Here is a 25827-nt window from a genome sequence, read left to right on the forward strand (position 1 = left end):
ACCCCGCGCGTCACCTCAGTAACTCTGATATCCCCGACAACTCGGGCATAACGGTAAATCCGGTTAGGCTCTCGGCATGAGCTGGCTCCGGGCGCTGAAGGAGACCGCCCGCTCGGGGCTGACGATCGAGCGGCGGCGCCTCGAACCGCTGATCGCGATCCGGGGCGCGGCCGGTCTCGCGCTGGTGATCGGGGTGACCCTGGCCCTGTTCGGACCGGTGGTCGCGGCCGGCGCCGCCTTCGGCGCGTTCCAGGCGGCCATCGCCACCTTCCAGCGCAGCTGGCGTCCCCGGCCGGTGCTCGCCCTGGTCTCCGGCGCGAGCCTCGCCGTCTCCACGTTCCTCGGTTACATCACCGGCTCCCATCTGCCGCTCTTCATGCTCCTGCTGGTGCTCTGGACCTTCGTCGCCGGGCTCGCCTGGGCGGCGGGTCCGACCGGCGGCATCATCGCCGCGTCCAACGTCGCGATCATGCTGGTGACGATCACCCTGCCCACCTCCGTCGCCCAGGCGGCCCTGCACGGGGCGGTGATCGCGTTCGGCGGGGTGGTCCAGGCGGCGCTGATCGTGGTGTTCCCGGTCCGCAGATGGGGTGCCCAGCGCGACGCGCTGGCCGACGCGCTGGCCGCGGAGGCGGACTACGCCCGCAGGCTGCGCCACGACCCGGTCGCCCACTTCGACCCGCTGCCGCTGATGGAGGCCCGCAGCGCGGCCGCCGTCACCCCGCGCCAGGCCCGCCGCCGCCCGGCCGAACTGCACGGATCGCGCGGGGTCGCGGAGCGGATCAGGCCGGTGCTCGCCTCCCTCGCGGACCCGGCCATGGGCGTACCGGCCGAGGGCCCGGAGCGCGACCGGGTCCGTGAGCTGCTCGCCGCCGCCGGATCGCTGCTCGACGCGGCGGCCAGGGCGATCCGGCACGGCGATCCGGTGCGGCTCCCCGCGTCCGCGGTCGCCGCGCTGAAGACTCCCGACACCGGGTCGCTGCTCGCCGGTCCACCGCTGCGCGCCGCCGACCGGCTCGCAGAGCTGCTCTCCGACGTGATCGAGGCGGCAGAGGGCGACGGCACCAAGGAGGAGCGGGCCCAGGCCGAGAAGTCCGCCGACGCCGTCGCGGCGAGCCGGGGCCGACGGCAGCCGGAGGGTCAGCGGCGTCCCACCCTGCTGCGGCTGGTCCCGGTCGTGATCGGCTCGATGCGCCGCGAACTGCACCAGGGCTCCCCGATCCTGCGGCACGCCATCCGGGTATCCGCCGTCGCCGCCGGCGGATATCTGCTGGGCACCGTGCTGCCCTACGGCCACGGCTACTGGGCGCCGATGACGGCCGTGATGGTGATGCGGCCGGAGTTCTCCCGGACGTACGAACGCTCCGTGGCCCGGTTCGGCGGCACCGTCGTCGGGGTCTTCGTCGCCACCGTGATCGTGCAGAGCGCCCACCCGGGCGTGGGGCTGTCCGCCGTACTCGCCGTGGTCTGCGCCCTGCTGATGTACCTGCTGATGCGCACCGGCTACTCGGTCGGACAGGCCTGCGTCGCCGCGTACGTCGTCTTCCTGCTGGGCATGGCGGGCGACGACTGGTCGCAGACCGTGCTGGAACGGCTCGTCCTCACCCTCGGCGGCGGCCTCCTCGCGATGATCTCCTACGCCGTCTACCCGGCGTGGGAGACCCCCAGGCTGCGCAACCGGCTCGGTGACTGGCTCAAGGAGGACGGCCGGTACGCCGCCTCGGTCGTGGACCAGTACGCCGATCCGGCGGACCGGGGCCACGACGACGTGCGCGAGGCGCTGCTGCGCACCCGGGCGGCCCGGGTCGCCTGGCAGGAGGCGGTGGCGACCGCCCAGCACGAACCGGTGCGCCACCGGGGGCTGTCGCACGCCGCGGCCGGTGACACCCAGCACGCCCTGTCCCAGCTCGGCCGGGTCGCGATGCTGATGGAGGCGCACCTCCCGGAGGGCGGCGCCACCCCCGTACCGGAGGCCGGTCCGCTGGCCGAGGCGTTGCGCCGGGCCACGGACCAGGGTGCGAAGGCGGTGCGGGAGCGGCGGGTGCCGGACTGGGGGCAGGTGCGGGACGCGCTGGCGGAGTGGGACGAGCGGGAACGGCTGCGCGACGGAGTGGCGGACCCGGTCGTGCGCAACGGGGCCGGTCTCCTGCTCGAAGCGCTGGAGGAATTCTCCCGGGGCCTGGGCGACGGGCCCCGGCCCGGCGACGCGGCCAAGTGACGTAGCGGGCCGGGGAGTCGCGGGCCGGATGCTGCCGGGCCGGGTGTTACGGGGTCGGCAGGCCGGGCAGTCCTTCGAGCGAGTCGGCGTCGGTCTTGCCCAGGGAGTCCTTGGTGCCGCCGTCCCACGCGACGACAACCGTCTTGCCGTCGTTGGACTCGACGGTTCCGGCGGTCCGGTCGGTGTCGCCGTCGGCACAGCTGAGTGCCAGCGTCACCTTGTCCGCTGCCTTGGCGCTGCCCGAGCAGACATGGGAGTCGGCGACGACGACGGCCTTGCCGTGCGCGACGGACAGCACCACGGCCTTGCCGTCGGTCTGCCCGGCCCAGGCGCCCTCCAGCGCCTTGAGCCCTTCGGTGGACGTGCCGCCGCCGGACGCGCCGTCCCCGCCGCCCGCCGAGGAGCCGTCGCTGTGGTCCGGCGCCGGCGCGGAGGCGGAACCGGAGTTCTTGTCCGCGTCGGGCTTGTCGTTGTCACTGCCGCAGCCGGTGAGCGCGAGCGCGGTCAGCAGGCCGGTGGCGACAACTGCACCGGTACGTACGAGTTTGCGCATCGGGAATTCCCCCTGGGTGACGAAAGACCATCCAAGCTACCAGTGGGTCACGACGGGCTTCGGACGGCCAACTCGGGGAATCGGGAGCGGAACGGGCCCGTCGTCCGTCTCTCTTATGGGCTCGCTCCCACGGGAAGCTGTAATCAAGGGAACACCCCGCGTGCACGTGCATCTGCGCATGCATCCGCTCATGCATGGGAATTTGAACACAGCTATGATCCGAGACAGTTGACACTTGCACCTTGCAACTCGGGAGCGTCCTGTGCACCACGTGTACAACGGCATGGCGGCGACAGAGCTTCGCGGAGTCGCCTGGCAGAAGAGCAGACACAGCAACTCGCAGGGATCCTGCGTCGAGTTCGCGAAACTGCCCGACGGAGATGTGGCGATGCGTAATTCGCGCCATCCCGACGGGCCGGCGCTGGTTTACACGCCGGCCGAGATAGAGGCACTGCTTCTCGGCGTCAAGGACGGGGAGTTCGACCACCTCATAGCGGAGGGCTGAGCTCCGCCCGGTCGCGCCTTTCCGCGCCCCGCGACTCCCCGGCCCGGAGCGTCACGCCGGGTCCGACAGCCGGAAGAGCGCCCAGACGACCTTTCCGCGCAGGGCCGCGCCGGAGGCGCTGTCCGCGCCGAGCGCGGGCGAGGGGTGCCAGCCCCAGGAGTCGCTGAAGGACTCCACCAGGAACAGCCCGCGGCCCGATTCCGCGGAGTCGGCTGCCTCCGACGCCACCGGGCTCGCCTGGCTCGGGTCCCGTACCGCGCACACCAGCCGCGAGGTCCAGCGCATCAGGTGCAGCCGTACCGGCGGGTCCTGCGATTCGCGCGGGACGTCGGAGGGCAGCGCGTGCCGCAGGGCGTTGGTGACCAACTCGGAGACCACGAGGGCGACATCGTCGAACCGCTCGCTGAGACCCCAGCCGGTCAGGGTCGACCTGGTGAACTGCCTCGCCCCGCCGACGGCCTCGTAACGGGCGGGCAGGGTGCAGGTGGCCGATCCGGAGACGGCGGAGGGATCGATGGGGGGAAGCCCCTGCCGTAACGGCTCGAAATCGAGCATCGTCGTCGATCCATTCGTCCCCATGCGAGGCACTCCCGGGATTCGCGGCTGTCTCGGTACTGCGGGTACTCGGGTACAGCGGCACAACACGAACGAGCACGCAGGTGCGCGACGCCCATGGTTCCGAATGCGCAGGGCAGATGCAAGGGCAGATGCACGTGCACGCGCCTGACCTGTCCGACCCCGTGCCGGTTCTGGCTCATTTCTTCCCTGGGGCAGTTTTGGAGTCTTGGGCAAGTCTTCCCATTTCCGTAATCGAATGAGTACGGGCTGAAGCGTTTTGATGGCAGAATCCGCCCCTGGGGTTCAGGGGGAGCCCCGATGCCAGGGAAGCGATGGGGAGGGTTGGACCAGTGGCGGCAGGCGAGTCGAGTGGATCCGTGGTGCGGCGCATCCTGCTGGGCTCACAGCTCAGACGGCTGCGTGACTCGCGCGGTATCACCCGTGAGGCGGCCGGCTACTCCATCCGGGCTTCCGAATCGAAGATCAGCCGCATGGAGTTGGGACGGGTGAGCTTCAAGGCCAGGGACGTAGAGGACCTGCTCACGCTCTACGGCGTCACGGACGAGGTGGAGCGCGAATCCCTGCTCGGCCTGGCCCGTGAGGCCAACGTGGCGGGCTGGTGGCACAGTTTCGGCGATGTGCTGCCCGGCTGGTTCCAGACGTATATCGGTCTGGAGGGGGCGGCCTCGCTCATCCGGATCTACGAAGTCCAGTTCGTCCACGGCCTGTTGCAGACCGAGGGCTACGCCCACGCGGTCGTCTCCCGGGGCATGCGCGGCGCCCCCGCCGCCGAGATCGACCGCCGGGTCGCGCTGCGGCTGGAGCGCCAGAAGGCGCTCGTCGCGGAGCGGGCCCCGAGCTTCCACGCGGTGCTGGACGAGGCGGCGTTGCGCCGTCCGTACGGCGGCCGCGAGGTGATGCGCGAGCAATTGCGGCATCTGATCGAAATGTCGGAACAGCCGAACGTGACTCTCCAGGTGATGCCCTTCAGTTTCGGCGGACACGCGGGCGAGAGCGGTTCCTTTACGATGCTGCGATTCCCGGAATCCGATCTGTCGGACATTGTCTATTTGGAGCAGCTGACAAGTGCGCTCTATCTGGACAAGGCCGAAGAAGTCGCCCAGTACGAAAAGGCGATGGTGCGGCTCCACGCGGACAGCCCGGGTCCCGAGGAGAGCCGGGATCTGCTCCGTGGTCTACTCCAACTCACCTGATATTTCAGTACCATGACATCCCCACAGGAGTCTGCACCTGCAGTAAGGGATCGCATGTCCTTCTTCCACGAACTGGCCGACCAGTACATCGACGGTGAATGGCGCACCGGGACCGGCTCGTGGGACATCATTGATTTCAATCCCTACAACGGGGAAAAGCTCGCGGCGATCACCATCGCTACCGAGGCGGAGGTCGACCTCGCCTACCGTGCCGCGGAGCGCGCCCAGTCGACCTGGGTCAGCAGTAGCCCGTACGAGCGCGCCCGGGTGATGGAACGGGCCCTGCGCATCACGGAGGAGCTGGCCGACGAGATCGTCGAGGCGATCATCGACGAGCTGGGCGGCACCCGGACCAAGGCGTTCTACGAACTGCGCGCCGCCCAGGAGTTCCTGCGCGAGGCCGCCCGTCAGGCGCTGGTGCCCGGCGGCCGGATCCTGGCCTCTCCGGTGGACGGCAAGGAGAACCGGATCGTCCGGCAGCCCGTCGGGGTCGTCGGCGTCATCAGCCCGTTCAACTTCCCGTTCCTGGTGACGATGAAGTCGGTCGCGCCGGCCCTGGCGCTCGGCAACGCGGTCGTCGTCAAGCCCAACCAGAACGCCCCGGTGGCCGGCGGCGGGCTGGTCGCGAAGATCTTCCACGACGCGGGACTCCCGGCCGGACTCCTCAACGTCCTGGTCACCGACGTGGCCGAGATAGGCGACGCGTTCATAGAGCACCCCGTCCCCAAGGTGATCTCCTTCGCCGGTTCGGACCGGGTCGGCCGTCACGTCGGCGCGACGGCGGGCGCGCTCTTCAAGCGCACCATCCTCGAACTCAGCGGCAACAGCGCCTTGGTGGTGCTCGACGACGCGGACATCGACTACGCGGTCGACGCCGCCGTCTTCAGCCGCTTCGTCTACCAGGGCCAGGTCTGCATGGCCGCCAACCGCATTCTGGTGGACCGGGCCGTCGCCCCGGAGTTCACCGAGAAGTTCACCGCCCGGGTGGCGGCGCTGCGGACCGGCGACCCGCGCGACCCGGACACCCAGATCGGCCCGGTCATCAACACCTTCCAGGCCGACGCCCTGACCGCCCTGGTCGACCAGGCGGTCGCCGAGGGCGCCACGGCGCTCGTCCGGGGCCGCACCCGGGGCAACCTCGTGGAGCCCACCGTGCTCGCCGGACTCGCGGAGGACTCCCCGCTGCTCTCCCAGGAGATCTTCGGCCCGGTCGCGCTGCTGGTCACCTTCGACGGCGAGGCGGAGGCCGTACGGATCACCAACGACAGCCCGTACGGGCTCAGCGGTGCCGTGCACACCTCGGACGTGGAGCGCGGGGTGCGGTTCGCCCGGCGGATCCGCAGCGGGATGTTCCACGTCAACGACGCCACCGTCCAGGACGACCCGCTGGTCGCTTTCGGCGGCGAGAAGGACTCCGGTACGGGCCGGCTGAACGGCGACGCGACGGTGGACGCCTTCACCACCCAGAAGTGGATATCCATCCAGCACGGCCGGAGCGTCTTCCCGTTCTGAACCCGAGTCCTTTTCCGGTACGAATCACGCACCGCTACTCTCATCAAAGTTGAGTAGAGAGGTGTGTGGGTATGTCCGCGATCCGGCTGCTGGTCCTGTGTGCCGTGCGGCAGCACGGCCGGGCGCACGGCTATCAGATCCGCAACGACCTGGAGTACTGGGGCGCCCACGAGTGGTCGAGCGCCAAGCCGGGCTCGATCTACCACGCACTGAAGCAGATGGCGAAGCAGGGCGTCCTGATCGCCCACGAGGTCGCCCCGAGCACGGCCGGCGGCCCGCCGCGCACCGAGTACGAGATCACCGAGCAGGGTGACGCGGAGTACTTCGCGCTGCTGCGCGCGGCGCTCACCTCGTACGACCAGAAGCTGGACGTGCTCTCCGCGGGACTGGGCGGCATCGTCGACCTGGAGCGGGCGGAGGCGGTGTCGCTGCTCAAGGAGCGGGTGGCGGGGCTGGCCAGGTGGCGGACGTCGGTCACCGAGTTCTACACGCCGGAGGCGGGCCCCGAGTCGATCGGCCACATCGGCGAGATCATGAACATGTGGGTGCACTCGGCGGACGCGGGCGCCGAGTGGACGCGCGGGCTGATCGCCCGGATCGAGGGCGGCGCGTACACCTTCGCCGGCGAGGGCGAGCCGTTCGTCGGCGTCCTGGCCGAGGGCGAGGAGAATCCGTACGCGACCGGGGTGCCCGACCCCGGGGACGCTCACTAATCAAGTTTGACGAATGCGGTACGAGCGGTTACCTTTCCCTCGCTAGTCAAATTTGACTACGAGAGGGTGTGACGATTTTGACCGACGCGATCGTCGTCGAAGGAGTGCACAAGCGATACGGCGCGAAGCGGGCCCTGGACGGCCTCGACCTCGCGGTCGCCCGCTCCACCGTGCACGCGGTGCTCGGCCCCAACGGCGCCGGGAAGACCACCGCGGTCCGCGTCCTGTCCACGCTGCTGCGGCCCGACGGGGGCCGGGCCCGGGTGGCGGGGTACGACGTACGGCGGCAGCCGGGCCGGGTCCGGAGCCGGATCGGGCTGCTCGGGCAGCACGCGGCGGTCGACGAGCGGCTCGGCGGCCGGCAGAACCTGGAGATGTTCGGGCGCCTGTACCACCTGGGCGCACGCCGGGCGGGCGTCCGGGCGGACGAGCTGCTGGAACGGTTCGGCCTCGCGGACACCGGCCGCAAGGCGGTCGCGGCGTACAGCGGCGGCATGCGGCGCCGGCTCGACCTGGCCGCCTCGCTGATCACGGACCCGGAGGTGCTCTTCCTGGACGAGCCGACGACCGGGCTCGACCCGCGCGGCCGGGCCGAGGTGTGGGCGGCCGTACGTTCCCTGGTCGGCGGCGGCACGACCGTACTGCTGACCACGCAGTATCTGGAGGAGGCCGATCAGCTCGCGGACCGGATCTCGCTGATCGACGGCGGACGGGTGGCCGCGGAGGGTACGGCCGACGAGCTCAAGGCGAGGGTCGGCGGCGACCGGATCGACGTCGTCGTCCGCGACGCGGCGGAGCTCGACCGGGCGGCCGGCCTGCTCACCGGCGGCGCGGTGCTGGACCGGGACCGCAGACTGGCCGGCGCACCGGCCGGGGACCGGATCGCGACGCTCACCCGGACCGTGAGGGCGCTGGCGGAGGCGGGCATCGAGGCGGAGGACATCGCGGTGCGCCGGCCGACGCTGGACGAGGTGTTCCTGACCCTGACCGGGCACACGGCGGACGAAGCGGAGGTGGCTCCATGAGCGCGGTGGGCTGGGCGGTATCCGACTCCTGGACGATGACCCGGCGCGAACTGGCGCACTGGGCGCGGCAGCCGGTGCAGGTCGTCGTGGGGCTGGTCTTCCCCGTGATGCTCCTGCTGATGTTCAACTACCTGGTCGGCGGCGGCCGGGGCGTCGAGGGCGACACCGCCGAGTACCTGGTCCCCGGCATGCTCGCGCTCACCATGGCCTTCGGCCTGGAGTCGACGATGCTCGCGGTCACCCAGGACCTGGAGAAGGGGGTCGTCGACCGGTTCCGCTCGATGCCGATGGCCTCCGGTGCGGTGCTGGTCGGCCGGTCCGTCGCGGACATGCTCCAGTCGGTGGCGGCGCTCGCGGTGATGGGCGCGGTGGGGTACGCGATGGGCTGGCGGTGGCACGACGGGGCGGCCGCGGCGCTGGGGGCGGTGGGGCTGCTCCTGCTGCTGCGGTTCGCGATGCTGTGGCTCGGCATCCTGCTGGCGCTGGTGGCGGGGCGGCCGGAAATGGTGCAGGCGGTGCAGATCCTGGTCTGGCCGGTCGGCTTCCTCTCCAATGTGTTCGCGGCCCCGGAGTCGATGCCGGGGTGGCTGGGCGCGGTCGTCGAGTGGAACCCGATGTCGGCGACGGCCACGGCGGTACGCGGCCTGTTCGGCAACCCGGGCGGCGGCGGGGACTCCTGGGCCGCCGCCCACGCCGGACTCCTGGCGGTGCTCTGGCCGTTGGCGCTGCTGGCGGTGTTCTTCCCGCTGGCGGTACGGCGGTTCGCGCGGCTCAGCCGGTAGGGCGTGTTTCGAAAGTAGCGTCGTCCGTCCGAAGGGCGGGCCCGGCGCCGCCGGGCAGACGGGACTTTCGAAACACGCCCTGGGGCGCTCAGTGGTGGAACGACGTCGCCGGCCCGTGGTCCCGGCTCAACGGATGGTCCTGCGCGCGTAGTTCGGGCAGCAGCAGCCGCAGGTCCTCCAGCAGCAGTTCCGCCAGGTCGGAGGAGAAGCCGTTGCGGCACACGATCCGCAGCACCGACAGATCCTCCCGGTTGGCCGGGAAGGTGTACGCCGGCACCAGCCAGCCCCGCTCGCGCAGCCGCCGGGACACGTCGAAGACGTCGTACGCCGTCACTTCCGGCGCGGTGGTCAGCGCGAACACCGGCAGCTGGTCGCCCCGGGTGAGGAGGCGGAAGTCGCCCAGGGCCTCGATCCGTTCGGCGAGGCCGCGCGCCACGTCCCGGGACGCCTGCTGCACGGCCCGGTAGCCCTCCCGGCCCAGCCGCAGAAAGGTGTAGTACTGCGCGACCACCTGCGCGCCGGGCCGGGAGAAGTTCAGCGCGAACGTCGGCATGTCGCCGCCCAGGTAGTTGACCCGGAAGACCAGCTCCTCCGGCAGCTCGGCGGGCGAGCGCCACAGCGCCCAGCCGACCCCCGGGTAGACCAGCCCGTACTTGTGCCCGGAGGTGTTGATCGAGGAGACCCGGGGGAGCCGGAAGTCCCAGACCAGGTCCTCGTCCAGGAACGGCGCCACCATCGCCCCGGACGCCCCGTCCACATGGACGGGGATGTCCAGGCCGGTGCGCTCCTGGAGGGCGTCGAGGGCGGCGCAGAGCTCCGCGATGGGCTCGTACGAGCCGTCGAAGGTGGAGCCGAGGATGCCGACCACGCCGATGGTGTTCTCGTCGCAGAGCTCTGCGGCGGCCTGCGGGTCGAGGTGGAAGCGGTCGCCCTCCATCGGGACCAGGCGCGGTTCGACCTCCCAGAACGTGCAGAACTTGTCCCAGCAGACCTGCACGTTCACGCCCATGACCAGATTGGGCCGGGCGGTCGCCGGATACCGGTCGGCGTTACGGAGGGCCCAGCGGCGCTTCAGCGCGAGCGCGGCCAGCATGCAGGCCTCGCTGGAGCCGGTCGTCGAACAGCCCACCGCCGTCGCGGGGTCCGGGGCGTTCCACAGGTCCGCGAGCATCGCCACACAGCGCCGTTCCAGCTCGGCGGTGCGCGGGTACTCGTCCTTGTCGATCATGTTCTTGTCGCGGCACTCGCTCATCAGCACCCCGGCCTGGGGTTCCATCCAGGTGGTGACGAAGGTGGCGAGGTTGAGCCGCGAGTTGCCGTCGAGCATCAGCTCGTCATGGACCAGGCGGTACGCGGTGGCGGGCGGCAGCGCGCCGTCCGGCAGCTTGTGGCGGGGTGGCGCCGACTCCATCCCGGCGGTGGGATCGGCCTCCCCGAAGAACGGGTTGAGGGCCAGCCTGCGCTGTTCCGCGGACGGTTCGCTGCGGGGTGAGCCCTTGTGGAGCGGCATCGGCCGGCCTGCCCTTCGTCGGTTCCTGGCCGCGAGGCCGTACGAATCCGACCATACGGACACTCCGGGTGCCGGGCGCGCCGGACGGGTCCGCCCGGGTCACCGCAGCGGTGTGCCGTCCTTCTTCAGCTGCATCTGCGGACGCCCCGTCACCAGCAGCCAGGCCGGGAGCGTGGCGACGCAGAGCAGCGGGATCAGGTTCATGTCGGAGGCCAGTACCGCGGCCGTGAACAGGCTGAGCCAGCCCTGCCGGGTGACCGCGAGCAGCACCCCGAGCACCCCGCACGTCACCGCGACGGCCACCGGCACCCCGTCGACCAGGGCGTGGGCGCACAGGCCGAGCGACACCCCGACGAACACGGCCGGGAAGATCCGCCCGCCCCGGAATCCGCAGGTCGCCGCGATCAGCAGGGCCGCGGTCTTCACCACCGCCATGAGCGCGAACCGCCCCGCCGACCAGCCGTCCGGGTCGGCCGCCAGCTCCTTCACCTCGTCCAGCCCCTTGAACAGGGTGAGAGGCCCGCCCAGGGCGCCGAGCAGGCCGAGCAGCAGCCCGCCCAGGGTCAGCGCCAGGACCGGACTCCGTACGGCGCGGAAGGCGCGGTGCGCGTACGGGAACGCGTACACCGCCGCCAGCCCCAGCACCGCACCGGCCGAGGTGATCACGACGGCGGAGAGCAGGTCGCTCCAGTGCGTGTGGGTGTAGGCGGGCAGCGAGAGGTCGAAGCTGGGGTGGGCGGCCAGCGTCATGGTGAGGGAGCCCGCCGCGCCGGCCGCGAGCGGCCCGAAGAGCCGGTCCCAGAGCGCGCCGGTTCCGGGCCGGGAGGCCAGCGTCTCGGTGAGGATCAGCGCGGCGGCGATCGGGGTGCCGAACAGCGCGCCGATGGTGCCCGCCGCGGCGAGCGCCAGCCACAGCTCGGCCGGGGCGCCCGGCGCGAACCGGCGGCCCGCCCAGAAGGCCAGCGCGATGTTCGCCGCCGTGATCGGGTTCTCCGGGCCCAGGCTGACCCCGCCCGCCAGCGCCACCACCGTGACCAGCAGCAGCCCCGGCACCACACCCGGCGGCAGCGGCGGATCGACCAGGCCCATGGTCGCCGGATCGGGACCGGCCCGGCCGGGCACCGCCCGGATGACCAGCCCGGCCACCAGTCCGATCGCGGTGAGCATCACGATCACCCACAGCGAGGAGTACCGGCCGATCGACAGCGCGTCGGGCAGCGTCTCCCAGAGCACGTCCTGCAACCGGTCCGCGAGCAGGCTGACCCCGAGCAGTACGAGGGCGGAGACCACTCCGACGGCGAGCGCGGGGACGATGAGCGGCAGCAGCCTGCGTGCGGGGGCCGGTTCGGCGGAGACAGCGGAATCGGTGGACATCGGCTCACCATAGCCAGGCAAAAGCCTTATAACCCTCAGAACGGGCGGGGTGCGGCTCCCTTTCGGAGTCGCACCCGGCGCCCCGCGGGAGTTGCACCTCACGTCACGTCAGGGCGCAGGCTCTGTCACGTATCCAGCACACGGAAAGGGGCGCGGGGCCATGGAGCACGCCGTGGGGCAGGTCGCCGGGTTCGCGGGGGTCACGGTGCGCACGCTGCACCACTACGACGCCATCGGGCTGCTCTCGCCCAGCGGGCGCAGCCACGCCGGTCACCGGCGTTACAACGACGCCGACCTCGACCGGCTCCAGCAGATCCTGTTCTACCGGGAGCTCGGCTTCCCGCTCGACGGGATCGCGGTCCTGCTCGACGACCCGGAGGCGGACCCGCAGGAACACCTGCGCCGCCAGCACGCGCTCCTGACCGGGCGGATCAGCGAACTGCGGCGGATGGCCGCAGCGGTCGAGACAGCCATGGAGGCACGGAAGATGGGCATCGATCTCACTCCGGAGGAGAAGTTCGAGGTCTTCGGGGGCAAGGACCCGGAGCAGCACGCCGAGGAGGCCGAGCGGCGCTGGGGCGGCACCGAGGCCTACGCGGAGTCGCAGCGCCGGGCCGCCCGCTACACCAAGGAGGACTGGAAGCGGATGCAGGCGGAGGTCGCCTCCTGGGGCGAGCGCTACGACGCCCTGATGGCGGCCGGTGAGCCGGCCACCGGCGAGCGCGCGATGGACCTCGCGGAGGAGCACCGGCTCCACATCACGACCTGGTTCTACGACTGCACGCCGCAGATCCACCGGGGTCTCGGAGAGATGTACGTCGCGGAGCCGCAGTTCAAGGCGTTCTACGAGTCGATGCGGACGGGCCTGGCCGAGCACCTGCGCGACGCGATCAACGCCAACGCGGCCCGCCGGGAGTAGCCGGCCGCGCGGTTACGGGGACGGGCGCGGGGTGCCCGTCCCCGTATGGCGTTCAGAGCTTGCTGATCACCGCGGCCGTGCCGTACGCGCAGACCTCGGTGCCCACGTCGGCGGCCTCCGACACGTCGAAGCGCATCATCAGCACCGCGTTGGCGCCCCGTGCCCGCGCCTGTTCCACCAGCCGTTCCATGGCCTGGTTGCGGGTCTCGACGAGCGTCTTGGTCAGCCCCTTCAGCTCGCCGCCGATCATGGACTTCAGTCCGGCGCCGATCTGGCTGCCCAGGTGCCTGGACCGCACGGTCAGGCCGAACACCTCACCGATGACCTGGGTCACCTGGTGGCCCGGCACGTCGTTGGTGGTGACGACCAGCACATCGGCCTGTGCCGTCTGGCCGCCGCCGTAATCCTCGATGCCCATGGGTGTGACACCTCCTGGAACCGAGTTTTGCCCCGGTTCGCCCGGTGTGCATCTCCACGGGGGCCAGTGGAACCCGGAGGCGCTCCGTCGCGTTGATAGCTTTGGGCGGCCACGCAGCCGTCATCCACCACATCCTGGAGCCCGGACCCTTGAATACGCTTGCGCTCGGACCGAGCTGGCTGGACCCGGACTATCTCATCGGTGAGTTCGGGCTGATCGGCGTGCTGGTCATCGTCTTCGCCGAGTCCGGGCTGCTGATCGGGTTCTTCCTGCCCGGCGACGCCCTGCTGTTCACCACGGGCCTGCTGGTGACGACGGATAAACTACACAATCCACTCTGGCTGGTCTGTGTGCTGGTCGCCGTGGCGGCGATCGTCGGTGACCAGGTGGGCTATCTCTTCGGCCGCAAGGTCGGCCCGGCGCTGTTCAACCGTCCGGACTCCCGCCTCTTCAAGCAGGAGAACGTCGAGAAGGCCCACGAGTTCTTCGAGAAGTACGGGCCGAAGTCGCTGATCCTGGCCCGCTTCGTGCCCATCGTGCGCACGTTCACCCCGATCATCGCCGGTGTGAGCCGGATGAACTACCGCTCGTTCATTACGTTCAACATCATCGGCGGCGTCATCTGGGGCGTCGGGGTGACGGTCCTGGGCGCGGTCCTGGGCAAGATCGAATTCGTGCACAAGAACATCGAAGCGATGCTCATCCTGATCGTGCTGATCTCGGTGGTGCCGATCGGTATCGAGTTCCTGCGCGCCCGCAGCAAGTCGAAGAAGGAAGCGGCCGGGCGGGACGACGAGGACCAGGACCCGGCCGCCGGTGGCTCCACCGGCACCGGGCGCCGAGGCCGTCACGCCAAGCGCTGACGCCGCCCCCGGCCCCGCCCCGACCCCGCCGGATCAGAAGCCGCGCGTCCGCTTGGCCGCGCGGCGGTTCGCGCCGCCGATCGCGCCCGGCACCCGCATGAACAGCCGGGAGATCTCGCTTCCCAGGTTCACCCCGATGGCGATGGCCCCGGCCGTCGCCACCGCGGTCGACAGCGAGGCGAGGCCCCGGTCCAGCTCGTTCTGCGCGATGCCCAGCAGCCCGAAGTACGTCGCGGAACCGGGCAGCAGCGGGCCGATCGCGGCCGTGATGAACGGCAGCGAGGACGTATAGCGGTACCGGGAGAACAACTGCCCGAACAGCCCCACCAGACCGGCCGCCACCGCCGTGGCCGCCACCGGCGAGATGTTGCCGGTATTGGCCATCGCCCCGAAGATCACCCAGGCCACACCGCCGTTCAGGGTCACCGCCAGCACCGTGGACCGGTCCTGCTGGAGCAGGATCGCGAAGGCCAGGCTCAGCAGCATCGACGCCAGGATCTGGAGCCACGGCCGGTCGTGCGAGATCAGCCGCTCCTCCGGATTCAGCTCGGCCCCCAGCTGGAGGCCCCCGTACAGCACCAGCAGCACCCCGGCGACGATGCCGATGAAGAAGTACATGACCTCCAGCAGCCGGGCGGCCGCGGTGATGTAGTAGCCGGTCAGACCGTCCTGCACCCCCGCCACCAGGGCCCGCCCCGGCAGCAGCGCGAACAGCCCACCGGTGATGACGGCCGACGGCCGTACGTCCGACCAGTGGGTCAGGGTCAGCGCCACCCCCATCGCGGCGGGCGGCATCGCCGCCACCACGAACTGGTAGAACTCCGGCAGCCCGCGCCCGGCACACAGCCAGGCCAGCCGGTCACCGAGCATCGCGCCGAGCGCCGCGATCAGGAAGACCACGAACCCGCCGCCGACCAGCACAGAGGCCGCGCCCGCCAGCCCGCCGGCGGCCAGCGTGAGCACCCAGCCGGGGTACGGGTGCCGGTTCCTGCGGATCTCCGCGAGGCGCCGGTAGGCCTCCTCCAGGGAGACCTCGCCCTCCTCGGTGGTGATGTCGTCGATGAGCCGGAAGACGGCGGCCAGCCGGGTGTAGTCGGTGCCCCGGCGGCGCACGGTACGGCTCGCCGTCACCGGATCGTCGACCAGCGAGGGCTGGTGCGAGATCGACAGCAGCGTGAAGGTGACGGTCGGCTCGCAGCGGTCCAGCCCGTAACTGCGGGTCACGGCGAACATCGCCGCCTCGACGTCCTCCGCGCCCTCGCCGCCGGCCAGCAGCAGCTCCCCGATACGCAGCGTCAGGTCGAGCACGCGCGGCACCGCCGGGCCCGCGTCGTCGTGCTTCTGGACCGGCTCGGGCGCCGGGCGCTCGGCCACCGGCATCCGCAGCATCGTGCGCATCCGGTCCTGCCAGGGCGCTTCCTTGGTCAGCCGGATCATCGGGATGCCGTGCGCGGGCGTGAAGGCGGGGGAGTCCCGGGCGCTGTAGGTGCGCGGCGGGGCGAACGCAGAGCCGATCGTGTCCGAGCCCGTTCCGGAACCCGATCCGGAACCGGAAGCGGAACCCGTACCGGAGGAGCCGCCCGGCCCCTGCGGCTCAGGTGTCAGACCGGCCGGAAGGGCGAATTCCGACGTCGGGTGGTCCTCCTCCGACGGCGACGCCGACCTCCCCACCCCGGCGGGCTGGGAAAATGCGCTGCGTGCCTCGTCGGACTGGGGCTTCTGGTCCTCCGGACCGCCCGGTTCCGCCACCACTGACCTCACTCATCATCGGCTGCGCGTCTTCGGTAGCGCTCCTGCCCAGTATGGCCGCGGAGATGGGCGGCCACGCGAAACGGGCGGCACACCGGTGAAGGTGTGCCGCCCGTCGCTGGAGCAGATGCACAAACGGAACCGCGAACGGAACGTCAGTGCGCGCCGCCCTGCGCCTCAAGGCGCTTGTACGAGTTCTCGATCTCGGCCTCGGCCTCGGTGCGGCCGACCCAGTCGGCGCCCTCGACGGACTTGCCGGGCTCCAGGTCCTTGTAGACCTCGAAGAAGTGCTGGATCTCCAGGCGGTCGAACTCCGACACGTGGTGGATGTCGCGCAGGTGCTCCACCCGGGGGTCGGAGGCCGGCACGCACAGCAGCTTGTCGTCGCCGCCGGCCTCGTCCGTCATCCGGAACATGCCGATGGCGCGGCACTTGATGAGGCAGCCGGGGAACGTCGGCTCCTCCAGGATGACCAGCGCGTCCAGCGGGTCGCCGTCCTCGCCGAGGGTGTTCTCGACGAAACCGTAGTCCGCCGGGTAACTGGTCGAGGTGAAGAGCCGACGGTCCAGACGGATCCGGCCGGTCTCGTGGTCCACCTCGTACTTGTTCCGCGAACCCTTCGGAATCTCGATAACGACGTCGAACTCCACGGGTGGCTCCTCCATGATCAACACATACGACTGATGGTTAAGTGTCCCTCACGGAGATGTGTGCTCGCGAAAGGGGCTGGTCAACGGTGGGCGATCCGGTGAAAAGACCGTCGGTCAAGCCGTTCGGCAAGCTGAACGGGGTGGCCCTGAAAGATCACCTCGGCCTGCGGAACGGGCTGAGCAACTGGCAGTTCACGGCCGTCTCCGCCGCCCTCGGCCTGGCGCTCGCAGCCGGCGTCGTCCTTGCCGCCGGTCCCTGGGACTCGGGTCAGCGTAAGGCCGAGCAGGACTGGGCCGCCGCCCGGGACGCCACGGGTGGCGCACATCACGACCCCGGCACGCCCGCCGGACCGGCCCCGGCGCCCAGCGCCCCGGCCGTGCTCGCCGCGCTCGGCACCACCGCGGACCGGTCCACCACCCGGACCCAGGACGGCGTGGCGGCCGGACTCGGCCCCGTACTGGACCCCCTGCTGAAGGACCCCGCGCTCGGCGACCGGCGCGGCGCCGTCGTCATCGACACCGCCACCGGCAGACGGCTGTACGGGAAGGGGGCCGACGCCCCCATGACCCCGGCCTCCACGGTCAAGATCGCCGCCACCGTCGCGGCCCTGACCGCGCTCGGCCCCGACCACCGCGTCCCCACCACCGTGCGGGCCTCCGCCGACTCCCGCACCGTGACCCTGGTCGGCGGCGGCGACCCCACCCTCGACCGGGCGGCGCTGCGCACCCTGGCCGCGGACACCGCCCGCGCCGTCAAGGCCGCCGGGGTCCACGAGGTCCGGCTCCGGTACGACACCTCCGGCTACTCCGGTCCCGCACTCCACCCGATCGGCCCCAACGAGAACATCGCCCCGCTGAGCGCCCTCATGGTCAACGAGGGCCGCCTCGACGACACCGCGAGCGGACCCGCCCAGCGCAGTACGGACCCCGCCCGGGACGCCGCCGACGCCTTCGGCGAACTGCTGGACCAGGCCGGCGTCCACATCAAGTCCGGTCCGGAGGCGGGCCGGGCGGCCGCGAAGTCCCGTCCCGTCGCCAAGCACCTCTCCGCCCCGCTGTCCGGACTCATCGAGCGGGCGCTGACCAACAGCGACAACGACATCGCGGAGGCGCTCGCCCGGCAGACCGCGCTGGCCGCGGGCGAACCGGCGGACTTCGCGGGCGGCCGACGGGCCGTCACCGCCCAGCTGAAGAAGCTGAAACTGCCGCTCAAGGGCGTGGTCCTCGCCGACGGCAGCGGACTCGACCGCCACGACAAGGTCACCGCCGCTCTGCTCGCCGGACTGCTCGCCCGTACGGCCGATCCGGACCACCCCGAACTGCGCTCCGTCCTCTCCGGGCTCCCGGTGGCCGGTTTCAGCGGCACGCTGAGCGGCCGCTACACGACGAAGTCCGGCGGCACCGGCCTGATCCGCGCCAAGACGGGCACCCTCACCGGCGTCAACACCCTCGCCGGCACCGTCGTGGACCCGCACGGCAGGCTCCTCGCGTTCGCCTTCCTGGCATCGGGCACCACAGACCCGTCCGCGGCCCAGTCCGCCCTCGACTCGCTCGCCACCGCCCTGGCCGCGGGCAAGGGCTGAAGGCCGCCCCGCATTTGCCGCTCGGTCCGGGGACCGAGCACGTACGGTTGACGCATGACGAGCATCGGTGGTGCGGGGATGGTCGACTGGAAGCTCGCGGTTGCGACCGCGACCCGATTTGTGCGGCCGGGGCCGGAGATCAGCCGCGAGGAGGCCCGCGAGGTCGTCGCGGAGCTGCGCAGGCACGCCAAGGCCGCGGAGGAACACGTCCGCGCCTTCACCCGGATGATCCCGGAAGGGACCGAACCGGAGGACACCCCGGTCCTGGTCGTCGACCGGGCCGGCTGGATCAAGGCGAACGTCGCGGGCTTCCGCGAACTGCTGCGCCCCCTCCTGGACAAGATGGAGGAACGCCGCGGCGGCGGTGCGGGCGGCGCCGTGCTCGGCGCGGTCGGCTCCAAGGTGACCGGGGTCGAGGTGGGGATGCTGCTGTCGTTCCTGGCCTCCCGGGTCCTCGGCCAGTACGAGACGTTCGCCCCCGCCAGCCGTGACCTCCCCGCCTCGGCCGAAGGCGGCGGCAGGCTCCTGCTCGTCGCCCCCAACATCGTCCACGTCGAACGGGAACTGGAGGTCGACCCGCACGACTTCCGCCTCTGGGTCGCCCTCCACGAGGAGACCCACCGCACCCAGTTCACCGCGGTGCCCTGGCTCCGCGACCATCTGCAGGGCGAGATCCAGTCATTCCTGGACGAGACCGACGTCGACCCGATGACCGTGCTGGAACGGCTCCGGGAGGCCGCCCAGTCGCTGGCCGGCGGCCGGCCGGAGGGTGAGGAGGGCGAGGACGGCGGACGCAGCCTCGTCGAGGTCGTCCAGACACCCGCCCAGCGCGAGATCCTCGGCCGGCTCACCGCGGTGATGTCCCTGCTGGAGGGGCACGCGGACTACGTGATGGACGGCGTCGGCCCCGAAGTGGTGTCGTCCGTCGGGGAGATCCGGGAGAAGTTCCAGCAGCGCAGGGCCCGCGGCGCGAGCCGGCTCGACCAGGCGCTGCGCAAGCTCCTGGGCCTCGACGCGAAGCTGCGCCAGTACCGGGACGGCGAGCGGTTCGTCCGCGCCGTGGTCGACGAGGTCGGCATGGACGGCTTCAACCGGGTCTGGACCTCGCCCAACACCCTCCCGACCAAGGCGGAGATCGCCAGGCCGGCGGAGTGGATCGCGAGGGTGCACCGTAAGGCAGAGTCATGATCACGGCGCGAACAGGGGCTCGCGGCCACAGTCGAACGCGCCGGTAATCACCCATCCGAGGGACCGTAGGGGCATGGGAAGGCGTGCAATGCTCGTTGAACGGCATTGCTCTGTCACCATCGACGCACTCTGAGTGACGGCACTCTTTCCTGTCCCGGCACTCCGAAGCTCCTCTCCGAAACTTCACGAAGGGCACCGGACATGGGTCCCCATCCTGCGGTCGCGGCGATACGCCTGGCGGTCCGCCGCGTACTCCACGACGTCATCACCGATTTCGCCGAACAGACCGAACGAGCTCCGCACGCCGGACGCGCCCCGCACCCCGAGCTCGCCGAAGTCGGCGCCGGCCGGCGGCGCGCCGCACTTCCCGAACGACCCGATACCCCGCTGGTGCTGGTGGCATGCTCCGGTGGCGCCGATTCCATGGCGCTCGCCTCCGCCCTCGCCTTCGAGGCCCGCAAACTCCCCGTCAGGGCCGGCGGCATCACCGTCGACCACGGCCTCCAGGACGGCTCCGACGCCCGGGCCGCCGAGGTCGTCGGCCGCCTCACCGCCATGGACCTCGACCCGGTCGAGGCCGTCGCGGTACGGGTCGGCCACGACGGCGGACCCGAGGCCGCCGCCCGCGACGCCCGCTACGCCGCACTGGACGCGGCGGCCGAACGCCACGGCGCCGCCGCCGTCCTCCTCGGCCACACCCGCGACGACCAGGCGGAGACGGTGCTGCTGGGGCTCGCCCGCGGCTCCGGCATCCGCTCCCTCTCCGGCATGGCCGCCGCGTCCGGCCCGGCCGGCCGCTACCGCCGCCCCTTCCTCCAGCTCGACCGGCAGACCGCCCGCAAGGCCTGCCTGGTCCAGTCCCTGACCGTCTGGGACGACCCGCACAACATCGACCCCGCCTACACCCGCTCCCGGCTGCGTCACGAGGGCCTGCCCGCCCTGGAGAAGGCGCTGGGCAAAGGAGTCGTCGAGGCTCTCGCCCGTACCGCGCAGCTCTCCCGCGACGACGCCGACGCCCTGGACACCTGGGCCGCGGAGGCCGACCGTGACGTACGCGACGAAGCGGGCCGCCTGGAGTGCGCCAAGCTCTGCGTCCTGCCGCCCGCCGTCCGCCGCCGGGTACTGCGCCGGGCCGCCATAGAGGCGGGCTCCCCGGCCGGTTCGCTCTTCGCCCGGCACATCGAGGAAGTCGACCGCCTCATCACCGGCTGGCGCGGCCAGCAGGCCATCAACCTGCCCGGCCGCGTCGAAGCCCTGCGCCAGGGTGGCAGACTGGTGATTCGGCAGAGCTGACGCACAAGCGGCTGACATGCAGGCGAGCGGCCGCGCGGGTCCGGGACACCACCCGGACCGGCAGGCAAAGAAAGAGACGCGGGTGAACGAGAAGGACATGGGTACCGACCTTCAGTCGGTGCTCCTCACCAAGGAAGAGATCGACGCGAAGCTCGTCGAACTGGCCGCGAAGATCGACGCGGAGTACGCGGGCAAGGACCTGCTCCTCGTCGGTGTCCTCAAGGGCGCGGTGATGGTCATGGCGGACCTGGCGCGCGCCCTGTCCACCCCCGTCACCATGGACTGGATGGCCGTCTCCTCGTACGGAGCGGGCACCCAGTCCTCCGGTGTCGTCCGGATCCTCAAGGACCTGGACACCGACATCAAGGGCAAGCACGTCCTGATCGTCGAGGACATCATCGACTCGGGTCTGACCCTGTCCTGGCTGATGTCGAACCTGGGCTCCCGCGAGCCCGCCTCGCTGGAGATCTGCACCCTGCTGCGCAAGCCCGACGCGGCGAAGGTCGCGCTCGACTGCAAGTGGGTCGGCTTCGACATCCCCAACGAGTTCGTCGTCGGCTACGGGCTGGACTACGCGGAGAAGTACCGCAACCTCCCCTTCGTCGGCACGCTCGCCCCGCACGTCTACGGCGGCTGACCAGGACCCGCGCAACCCGTACCGACTCCGGGGAACCCTCACGGATTTCCCGCCGTTGAGCCTTCGAAGGCGGGTTTGACAGACGTCCCCGGCGGTCGTCGGTGACAATGCTGGGGTACCGTCCGAGGAACAGTCTTTACTCACACGCAGCATTTACCTACGGGCAGGAGGGACGGGGCGACTTCGCTCCGTATGGATGGACGTGAAGCGATACTTCCGTGGGCCGGTCATGTGGATCGTGCTGGCCGTCCTCGCCGTGGTCGTGTTGATGCAGGTCGTCGGCTCGTCCGGCGGCTACAAGACGGTGGACACCGGCAAGGTGATCCAGGCGATCAGTAAGAACCAGGTGGAGCAGGCCAAGCTCACCACCGGTGACGATCAAATCCTCAAGATCGAGATGAAGGACGGCCAGAAACTCTCTGGCGAGTCCGGCAGCAAGTTCCAGGCGAGCTACATCGGCGACCAGGGCGTCGAGCTGGCCAACACGCTGCAGAAGAAGTTCGAGAGCGGTGACATCGAGAAGGGTTACACCGTCTCGCCGTCGAAGCAGTCCCCGTTCGTCTCGATCCTCTTCTCGCTGCTGCCCTTCGTTCTCATCGTGGTCGTCTTCCTGTTTCTGATGAACCAGATGCAGGGTGGCGGCTCCAAGGTCATGCAGTTCGGCAAGTCCAAGGCCAAGCTGATCACCAAGGACACCCCCAAGACGACGTTCGCCGATGTGGCGGGCTCGGACGAGGCGGTCGAGGAGCTCTACGAGATCAAGGAGTTCCTCCAGGAGCCGGCGAAGTTCCAGGCCGTCGGCGCCAAGATCCCCAAGGGTGTCCTGCTGTACGGGCCTCCCGGTACGGGTAAGACGCTGCTCGCACGCGCCGTCGCCGGCGAGGCGGGCGTCCCGTTCTACTCGATCTCCGGTTCCGACTTCGTCGAGATGTTCGTCGGTGTCGGTGCCTCCCGGGTGCGCGATCTCTTCGAGCAGGCCAAGGCGAACGCCCCGGCGATCGTCTTCGTCGACGAGATCGACGCGGTCGGCCGGCACCGCGGTGCCGGTATGGGCGGCGGTCACGACGAGCGCGAGCAGACGCTGAACCAGCTGCTCGTCGAGATGGACGGCTTCGACGTGAAGGGCGGCGTCATCCTGATCGCCGCCACGAACCGGCCGGACATCCTCGACCCGGCGCTGCTGCGTCCGGGCCGCTTCGACCGGCAGATCGCGGTCGACCGGCCGGACATGATCGGCCGGCTGGAGATCCTCAAGGTCCACCAGAAGGGCAAGCCGGTCGCACCGGACGTCGATCTCGGCGCCGTTGCCCGTCGTACGCCCGGCTTCACCGGTGCCGACCTGTCGAACGTGCTGAACGAAGCCGCGCTCCTCACGGCGCGCAGCAACCAGAAGCTCATCGACAACAACATGCTCGACGAGGCCATCGACCGCGTCGTGGCGGGCCCGCAGAAGCGGACCCGGATCATGTCCGAGAAGGAGAAGAAGATCACCGCGTACCACGAGGGCGGACACGCCCTGGTCGCGGCGGCCTCACCTCAGTCGGACCCGGTCCACAAGATCACGATCCTCTCCCGCGGCCGCGCCCTCGGTTACACGATGGTGCTCCCGGAGGAGGACAAGTACTCCACGACGCGCAACGAGATGCTCGACCAGCTGGCTTACATGCTGGGCGGGCGCGCGGCCGAGGAGCTGGTCTTCCACGATCCGACCACCGGCGCTGCGAACGACATCGAGAAGGCCACCGCAACGGCCCGCGCGATGGTCACGCAGTACGGCATGACGGAGCGGCTCGGCGCGATCAAGTTCGGCGGCGACAACACCGAACCCTTCGTGGGCCGCGAGATGGGCCACCAGCGCGACTACTCGGAAGAGGTCGCCGCGCTGGTCGACGAAGAGGTCAAGAAGCTCATCGAGACCGCGCACAACGACGCGTGGGAGATCCTGGTCGAGAACCGAGACGTTCTGGACGCACTGGTTCTCCAGCTCCTTGAGAAGGAGACCCTCGGCAAGGCGGAGATCGCCGAGATCTTCGCTCCGATCGTCAAGCGTCCGGCCCGTCCGGCGTGGACCGGGTCCGCCCGGCGCACGCCGTCCACCCGGCCGCCGGTCCTCTCTCCGAAGGAACTCGCCCTCACCAACGGCGCCACCACGGCGAACGGCTCCCCGGTCGCGGACATCGCCCCGGCCACCGAGTCGATCCCCGAGGATCGTCCCGAGAGCTAGATACCGGCCCCGTGCGACCCCCGTCACAGGGGTTCGCACGGGCCCGGAATGGAAGCCGCGTCCTCCAGGTTTTAGCCTGTGGGGGCGCGGCTTTCGTATATCTGCGCGAATGTCCACGCAGCTGACAGCTCAGAGGAACGAGGCACAGATGACCGACCCGGTGACGCTGGACGGCCAGGATCCGATCGGTGAGTTCGACGAGAAGCGGGCGGCGGCGGCCGTACGCGAGCTCCTCTTCGCCGTGGGCGAGGACCCGGACCGGGAAGGCCTGCGGGAGACCCCGGGGCGGGTGGCGCGGGCGTACAAGGAGATATTCGCGGGCCTGTACCAGCAGCCCGAGGACGTCCTCACGACCACCTTCGACCTCGGCCACGACGAGATGGTGCTGGTCAAGGACATCGAGGTCTTCAGTACCTGTGAACACCATCTGGTGCCGTTCCACGGGGTGGCGCACGTCGGGTACATCCCGGCGACCAGCGGCAAGATCACCGGCCTGTCGAAGCTGGCCCGGCTGGTGGACGTCTACGCCCGGCGTCCGCAGGTCCAGGAGCGGCTGACCACGCAGATCGCCGAGTCACTGATGACGATCCTGGAGCCGCGCGGCGTCATCGTCGTCGTCGAGTGCGAGCACATGTGCATGTCGATGCGCGGTATCCGCAAGCCCGGTGCGAAGACGCTGACCTCCGCGGTGCGCGGACAGCTCCGTGACCCCGCGACGCGGGCCGAGGCCATGAGCCTGATCATGGCCCGCTGACCGGCTGAGGGTCCTGGGAGCGGGGTGGGCGGTTACGCCCCCGCCGCGTTCTTGTTGTCGTCCTCGTCGTCCGGGAGCTTGCAGACGCGTTCCAGGAAGAGGGCGGCCGCTATCACCGCGATTCCGGCCAGGACCGCGAAGCCGGCGTAGATCGCCTGGTCGCGGCGGGCCGGCATGTCCAGGGAGCCCAGCAGGAAGACGCCGACGCCGCCGTACATCCCGGCGACCAGGGCGACGACCAGGGCGCTGGCCTGGCCGAAGACCACGGCGCGGGCCGCCATCAGGGGCTCGACGCCCTTCGCGCCCGGCCGGCGCTCGCGCTGGGCGCGCAGCCGGGCGCGGATGGAGAGCGCCGTCGCCAGCAGGACGACGGCGATCACCGCGAGCACGATGGGGGCGGCCAGCGGGACGCTGGGCAGGGTGCCGAGGGCGTCCCAGAGGCGGGCGCCGCCCCAGGACAGCACCCCGGCTGCGGCGAAGAGGCCCGCCAGTACTCCGAGCCGTAGTTGCTTCACCGGGTGAGCCGCCCTTCGCCGCCTGTGATCTGTGCCGCCGTGATCTTCCTGCTGTTCCTCAGAGCCTAACGACTACTCGGGCAGCCGGAGTTCCAGGTCGGCCCGGGGCATGACGCTGCCGCGGCCGACCCCGGCCAGCAGATCGGCGACCGGGCCGACGCCGGGCAGCTGGGCCGCCGGGTCCACGTCGTGCCAGGGGGCCAGGACGAAGGCGCGCTCGCGGGCCCGCGGGTGCGGGAGGGTGAGCGCCGGGTCGTCGGAGACCACATCGGCGTACGCCACGATGTCGACGTCGATCGTGCGCGGGCCCCAGCGCTCCTCGCGGACCCGGTCGAAGGCCTCCTCGATGGCCTGGCCGCGCTCCAGGAGGGAGGACGGGGGCAGCGTGGTCTTCACGACGACGACCGCGTTGAAGTACGACGGCTGGGAGCCGGGGTCGACGCCCCAGGGCTCCGTCTCGTACACCGGGGAGACCGCCTTGACCCGGAGGCCGGGGGTGTCCTCCAGGGCGTCGATGGCGCCCTGAAGGGTCTCCAGGCGGTTTCCGAGGTTGGAGCCCAGGGAGATCACGGCGCGTTTGGGGTTGGAGAGGGTGATGTCCGCGGCGTCCACCTGTTCGACCACGGAGGCGGGAACCGGCTGTACGGTCGGGTCGCTCTGCCCCTCGGTAGAAAATGCAGTCATGCTCGGCTCCGGGTGATGGTGATGGTGACGTCGTCGAAGGGGACGGTGATGGGCGCATCCGGCTTGTGCACCACGACCTCCACCTCCTCGATGCCTTCGTGCTTGAGGCACTGCTGGGCGATGCGCTCCGCGAGCGTCTCGATCAGATCGACCGGTTCGCCCTTGACGACGTCGACGACCTCTTCCGCGACCACGCCGTAGTGCACGGTCTTCGTCAGGTCGTCGGCGGCTGCCGCGGGGCGGGTGTCGAGGCCGAGCACCAGGTCCACGATGAACGTCTGTCCCTCTTCCCGTTCCCGGGGAAAGACGCCATGGTGCCCACGGGCCTTGAGGCCGCGCAGCGCGACACGATCCACGCGAATCACTCCTGATGTTGTTGGTCGTAG

Annotated in this window: 25 protein-coding genes; 15 read left to right on the forward strand and 10 right to left on the reverse strand. The window is 70.6% G+C overall.

Going from position 1 to position 25827, the window contains the following annotated elements; genetic code table 11:
* Positions 1-76: 76 nt before the first annotated feature.
* Positions 77-2218, forward strand: coding sequence for an FUSC family protein (locus tag ACFVQ0_RS35000; protein ID WP_390093221.1), 2142 nt, complete (start codon positions 77-79; stop codon positions 2216-2218).
* Positions 2219-2264: 46 nt separating this feature from the next.
* Here ACFVQ0_RS35000 and ACFVQ0_RS35005 read toward each other — a convergent pair whose 3' ends face one another.
* Positions 2265-2771 carry a hypothetical protein gene (locus ACFVQ0_RS35005; protein WP_390093222.1) on the reverse strand — a complete coding sequence of 169 codons (507 nt, stop codon included), beginning with the start codon at positions 2769-2771 and terminating at the stop codon, positions 2265-2267.
* 262 nt (positions 2772-3033) lie between these two features.
* On the opposite strand from ACFVQ0_RS35005, the gene ACFVQ0_RS35010 reads away from it, so the two are divergent.
* Positions 3034-3276 (forward strand): DUF397 domain-containing protein, encoded by a 243-nt coding sequence (locus ACFVQ0_RS35010; protein ID WP_073733643.1) that lies wholly within the window; start codon positions 3034-3036, stop codon positions 3274-3276.
* Between the two features lie 51 nt (positions 3277-3327).
* Here ACFVQ0_RS35010 and ACFVQ0_RS35015 read toward each other — a convergent pair whose 3' ends face one another.
* Positions 3328-3855 carry an ATP-binding protein gene (locus tag ACFVQ0_RS35015; protein ID WP_390093223.1) on the reverse strand — a complete coding sequence of 176 codons (528 nt, stop codon included), beginning with the start codon at positions 3853-3855 and terminating at the stop codon, positions 3328-3330.
* A gap of 311 nt (positions 3856-4166) precedes the next feature.
* Between ACFVQ0_RS35015 and ACFVQ0_RS35020 the strand changes: the two genes are divergently transcribed.
* From ACFVQ0_RS35020 to ACFVQ0_RS35040, 5 genes are all read left to right on the forward strand, one after another.
* The gene (locus tag ACFVQ0_RS35020; RefSeq protein ID WP_390093224.1) at positions 4167-5048 is read left to right on the forward strand and encodes a helix-turn-helix domain-containing protein; all 882 of its coding nucleotides are present in this window, start codon (positions 4167-4169) and stop codon (positions 5046-5048) included.
* Between the two features lie 54 nt (positions 5049-5102).
* The gene (locus tag ACFVQ0_RS35025) at positions 5103-6560 is read left to right on the forward strand and encodes an aldehyde dehydrogenase family protein (RefSeq protein ID WP_390093225.1); all 1458 of its coding nucleotides are present in this window, start codon (positions 5103-5105) and stop codon (positions 6558-6560) included.
* A gap of 71 nt (positions 6561-6631) precedes the next feature.
* Positions 6632-7273 (forward strand): PadR family transcriptional regulator, encoded by a 642-nt coding sequence (locus tag ACFVQ0_RS35030; protein WP_390093226.1) that lies wholly within the window; start codon positions 6632-6634, stop codon positions 7271-7273.
* Between the two features lie 77 nt (positions 7274-7350).
* On the forward strand, positions 7351-8298 hold the full coding sequence (locus tag ACFVQ0_RS35035; RefSeq protein WP_390093288.1) for an ATP-binding cassette domain-containing protein: 948 nt from the start codon (positions 7351-7353) through the stop codon (positions 8296-8298).
* Positions 8295-9080: an ABC transporter permease gene (locus ACFVQ0_RS35040; protein ID WP_390093227.1), complete on the forward strand. Its 786-nt coding sequence runs from the start codon at positions 8295-8297 to the stop codon at positions 9078-9080. The genes ACFVQ0_RS35035 and ACFVQ0_RS35040 overlap by 4 nt, the downstream gene beginning before the upstream one ends.
* An 88-nt stretch (positions 9081-9168) precedes the next feature.
* Here the strand turns inward: ACFVQ0_RS35040 and ACFVQ0_RS35045 are convergent, their stop codons facing one another.
* A complete protein-coding gene (locus ACFVQ0_RS35045) occupies positions 9169-10590 on the reverse strand; it encodes a glutamate decarboxylase (protein WP_390093228.1) in 1422 nt (473 codons plus the stop codon).
* Between the two features lie 99 nt (positions 10591-10689).
* A complete protein-coding gene (locus ACFVQ0_RS35050; RefSeq protein WP_390093229.1) occupies positions 10690-11964 on the reverse strand; it encodes an ion channel protein in 1275 nt (424 codons plus the stop codon).
* Positions 11965-12124: 160 nt separating this feature from the next.
* Between ACFVQ0_RS35050 and ACFVQ0_RS35055 the strand changes: the two genes are divergently transcribed.
* Positions 12125-12883: a MerR family transcriptional regulator gene (locus ACFVQ0_RS35055; RefSeq protein ID WP_390093230.1), complete on the forward strand. Its 759-nt coding sequence runs from the start codon at positions 12125-12127 to the stop codon at positions 12881-12883.
* A gap of 52 nt (positions 12884-12935) precedes the next feature.
* Here the strand turns inward: ACFVQ0_RS35055 and ACFVQ0_RS35060 are convergent, their stop codons facing one another.
* On the reverse strand, positions 12936-13301 hold the full coding sequence (locus ACFVQ0_RS35060) for a YbjQ family protein (protein WP_390093231.1): 366 nt from the start codon (positions 13299-13301) through the stop codon (positions 12936-12938).
* A gap of 149 nt (positions 13302-13450) precedes the next feature.
* Between ACFVQ0_RS35060 and ACFVQ0_RS35065 the strand changes: the two genes are divergently transcribed.
* Positions 13451-14164, forward strand: a complete 714-nt coding sequence (locus ACFVQ0_RS35065) for a DedA family protein (protein WP_390093232.1) — start codon at positions 13451-13453, stop codon at positions 14162-14164.
* A gap of 33 nt (positions 14165-14197) precedes the next feature.
* On the opposite strand, the gene ACFVQ0_RS35070 is transcribed toward ACFVQ0_RS35065, so the two are convergent.
* Together ACFVQ0_RS35070 and ACFVQ0_RS35075 are read right to left on the reverse strand one after the other, a co-directional pair.
* Complete coding sequence (locus ACFVQ0_RS35070; RefSeq protein WP_390093233.1) at positions 14198-15916, reverse strand: threonine/serine exporter ThrE family protein; 1719 nt, start codon at positions 15914-15916, stop codon at positions 14198-14200.
* A 152-nt stretch (positions 15917-16068) separates the two neighbouring features.
* Positions 16069-16563 (reverse strand): inorganic diphosphatase, encoded by a 495-nt coding sequence (locus ACFVQ0_RS35075; protein ID WP_024491916.1) that lies wholly within the window; start codon positions 16561-16563, stop codon positions 16069-16071.
* Between the two features lie 86 nt (positions 16564-16649).
* On the opposite strand from ACFVQ0_RS35075, the gene dacB reads away from it, so the two are divergent.
* The 6 genes from dacB to folE all read left to right on the forward strand — a co-directional run bounded on the left by dacB (position 16650) and on the right by folE (position 24242).
* Positions 16650-18146, forward strand: a complete 1497-nt coding sequence (gene dacB, locus ACFVQ0_RS35080; protein ID WP_390093234.1) for a D-alanyl-D-alanine carboxypeptidase/D-alanyl-D-alanine-endopeptidase — start codon at positions 16650-16652, stop codon at positions 18144-18146.
* A 54-nt stretch (positions 18147-18200) separates the two neighbouring features.
* Positions 18201-19334: a zinc-dependent metalloprotease gene (locus ACFVQ0_RS35085; RefSeq protein WP_390093235.1), complete on the forward strand. Its 1134-nt coding sequence runs from the start codon at positions 18201-18203 to the stop codon at positions 19332-19334.
* 201 nt (positions 19335-19535) lie between these two features.
* Entirely contained in the window at positions 19536-20627 is a 1092-nt protein-coding gene (gene tilS, locus ACFVQ0_RS35090; protein ID WP_390093236.1) for a tRNA lysidine(34) synthetase TilS, read from the forward strand.
* A 97-nt stretch (positions 20628-20724) separates the two neighbouring features.
* Positions 20725-21264: a hypoxanthine phosphoribosyltransferase gene (gene hpt / locus ACFVQ0_RS35095; protein ID WP_037777945.1), complete on the forward strand. Its 540-nt coding sequence runs from the start codon at positions 20725-20727 to the stop codon at positions 21262-21264.
* Between the two features lie 196 nt (positions 21265-21460).
* Positions 21461-23488: an ATP-dependent zinc metalloprotease FtsH gene (gene ftsH / locus ACFVQ0_RS35100; RefSeq protein WP_390093237.1), complete on the forward strand. Its 2028-nt coding sequence runs from the start codon at positions 21461-21463 to the stop codon at positions 23486-23488.
* A 148-nt stretch (positions 23489-23636) separates the two neighbouring features.
* The gene (gene folE / locus ACFVQ0_RS35105) at positions 23637-24242 is read left to right on the forward strand and encodes a GTP cyclohydrolase I FolE (RefSeq protein ID WP_390093238.1); all 606 of its coding nucleotides are present in this window, start codon (positions 23637-23639) and stop codon (positions 24240-24242) included.
* Between the two features lie 32 nt (positions 24243-24274).
* Here folE and ACFVQ0_RS35110 read toward each other — a convergent pair whose 3' ends face one another.
* The 3 genes from ACFVQ0_RS35110 to folB form a co-directional block, all read right to left on the reverse strand.
* On the reverse strand, positions 24275-24757 hold the full coding sequence (locus ACFVQ0_RS35110) for a DUF3180 domain-containing protein (RefSeq protein ID WP_390093239.1): 483 nt from the start codon (positions 24755-24757) through the stop codon (positions 24275-24277).
* Between the two features lie 72 nt (positions 24758-24829).
* Positions 24830-25441, reverse strand: a complete 612-nt coding sequence (gene folK, locus ACFVQ0_RS35115; protein ID WP_390093240.1) for a 2-amino-4-hydroxy-6-hydroxymethyldihydropteridine diphosphokinase — start codon at positions 25439-25441, stop codon at positions 24830-24832.
* Positions 25438-25797 (reverse strand): dihydroneopterin aldolase, encoded by a 360-nt coding sequence (gene folB / locus ACFVQ0_RS35120; RefSeq protein ID WP_390093241.1) that lies wholly within the window; start codon positions 25795-25797, stop codon positions 25438-25440. Before folB ends, folK begins: the two co-directional genes overlap by 4 nt.
* Positions 25798-25827: the final 30 nt, after the last annotated feature.

Origin of the sequence: Streptomyces sp. NPDC057900 (assembly GCF_042887885.1) — a bacterium.
Lineage (GTDB): Bacteria > Actinomycetota > Actinomycetes > Streptomycetales > Streptomycetaceae > Streptomyces.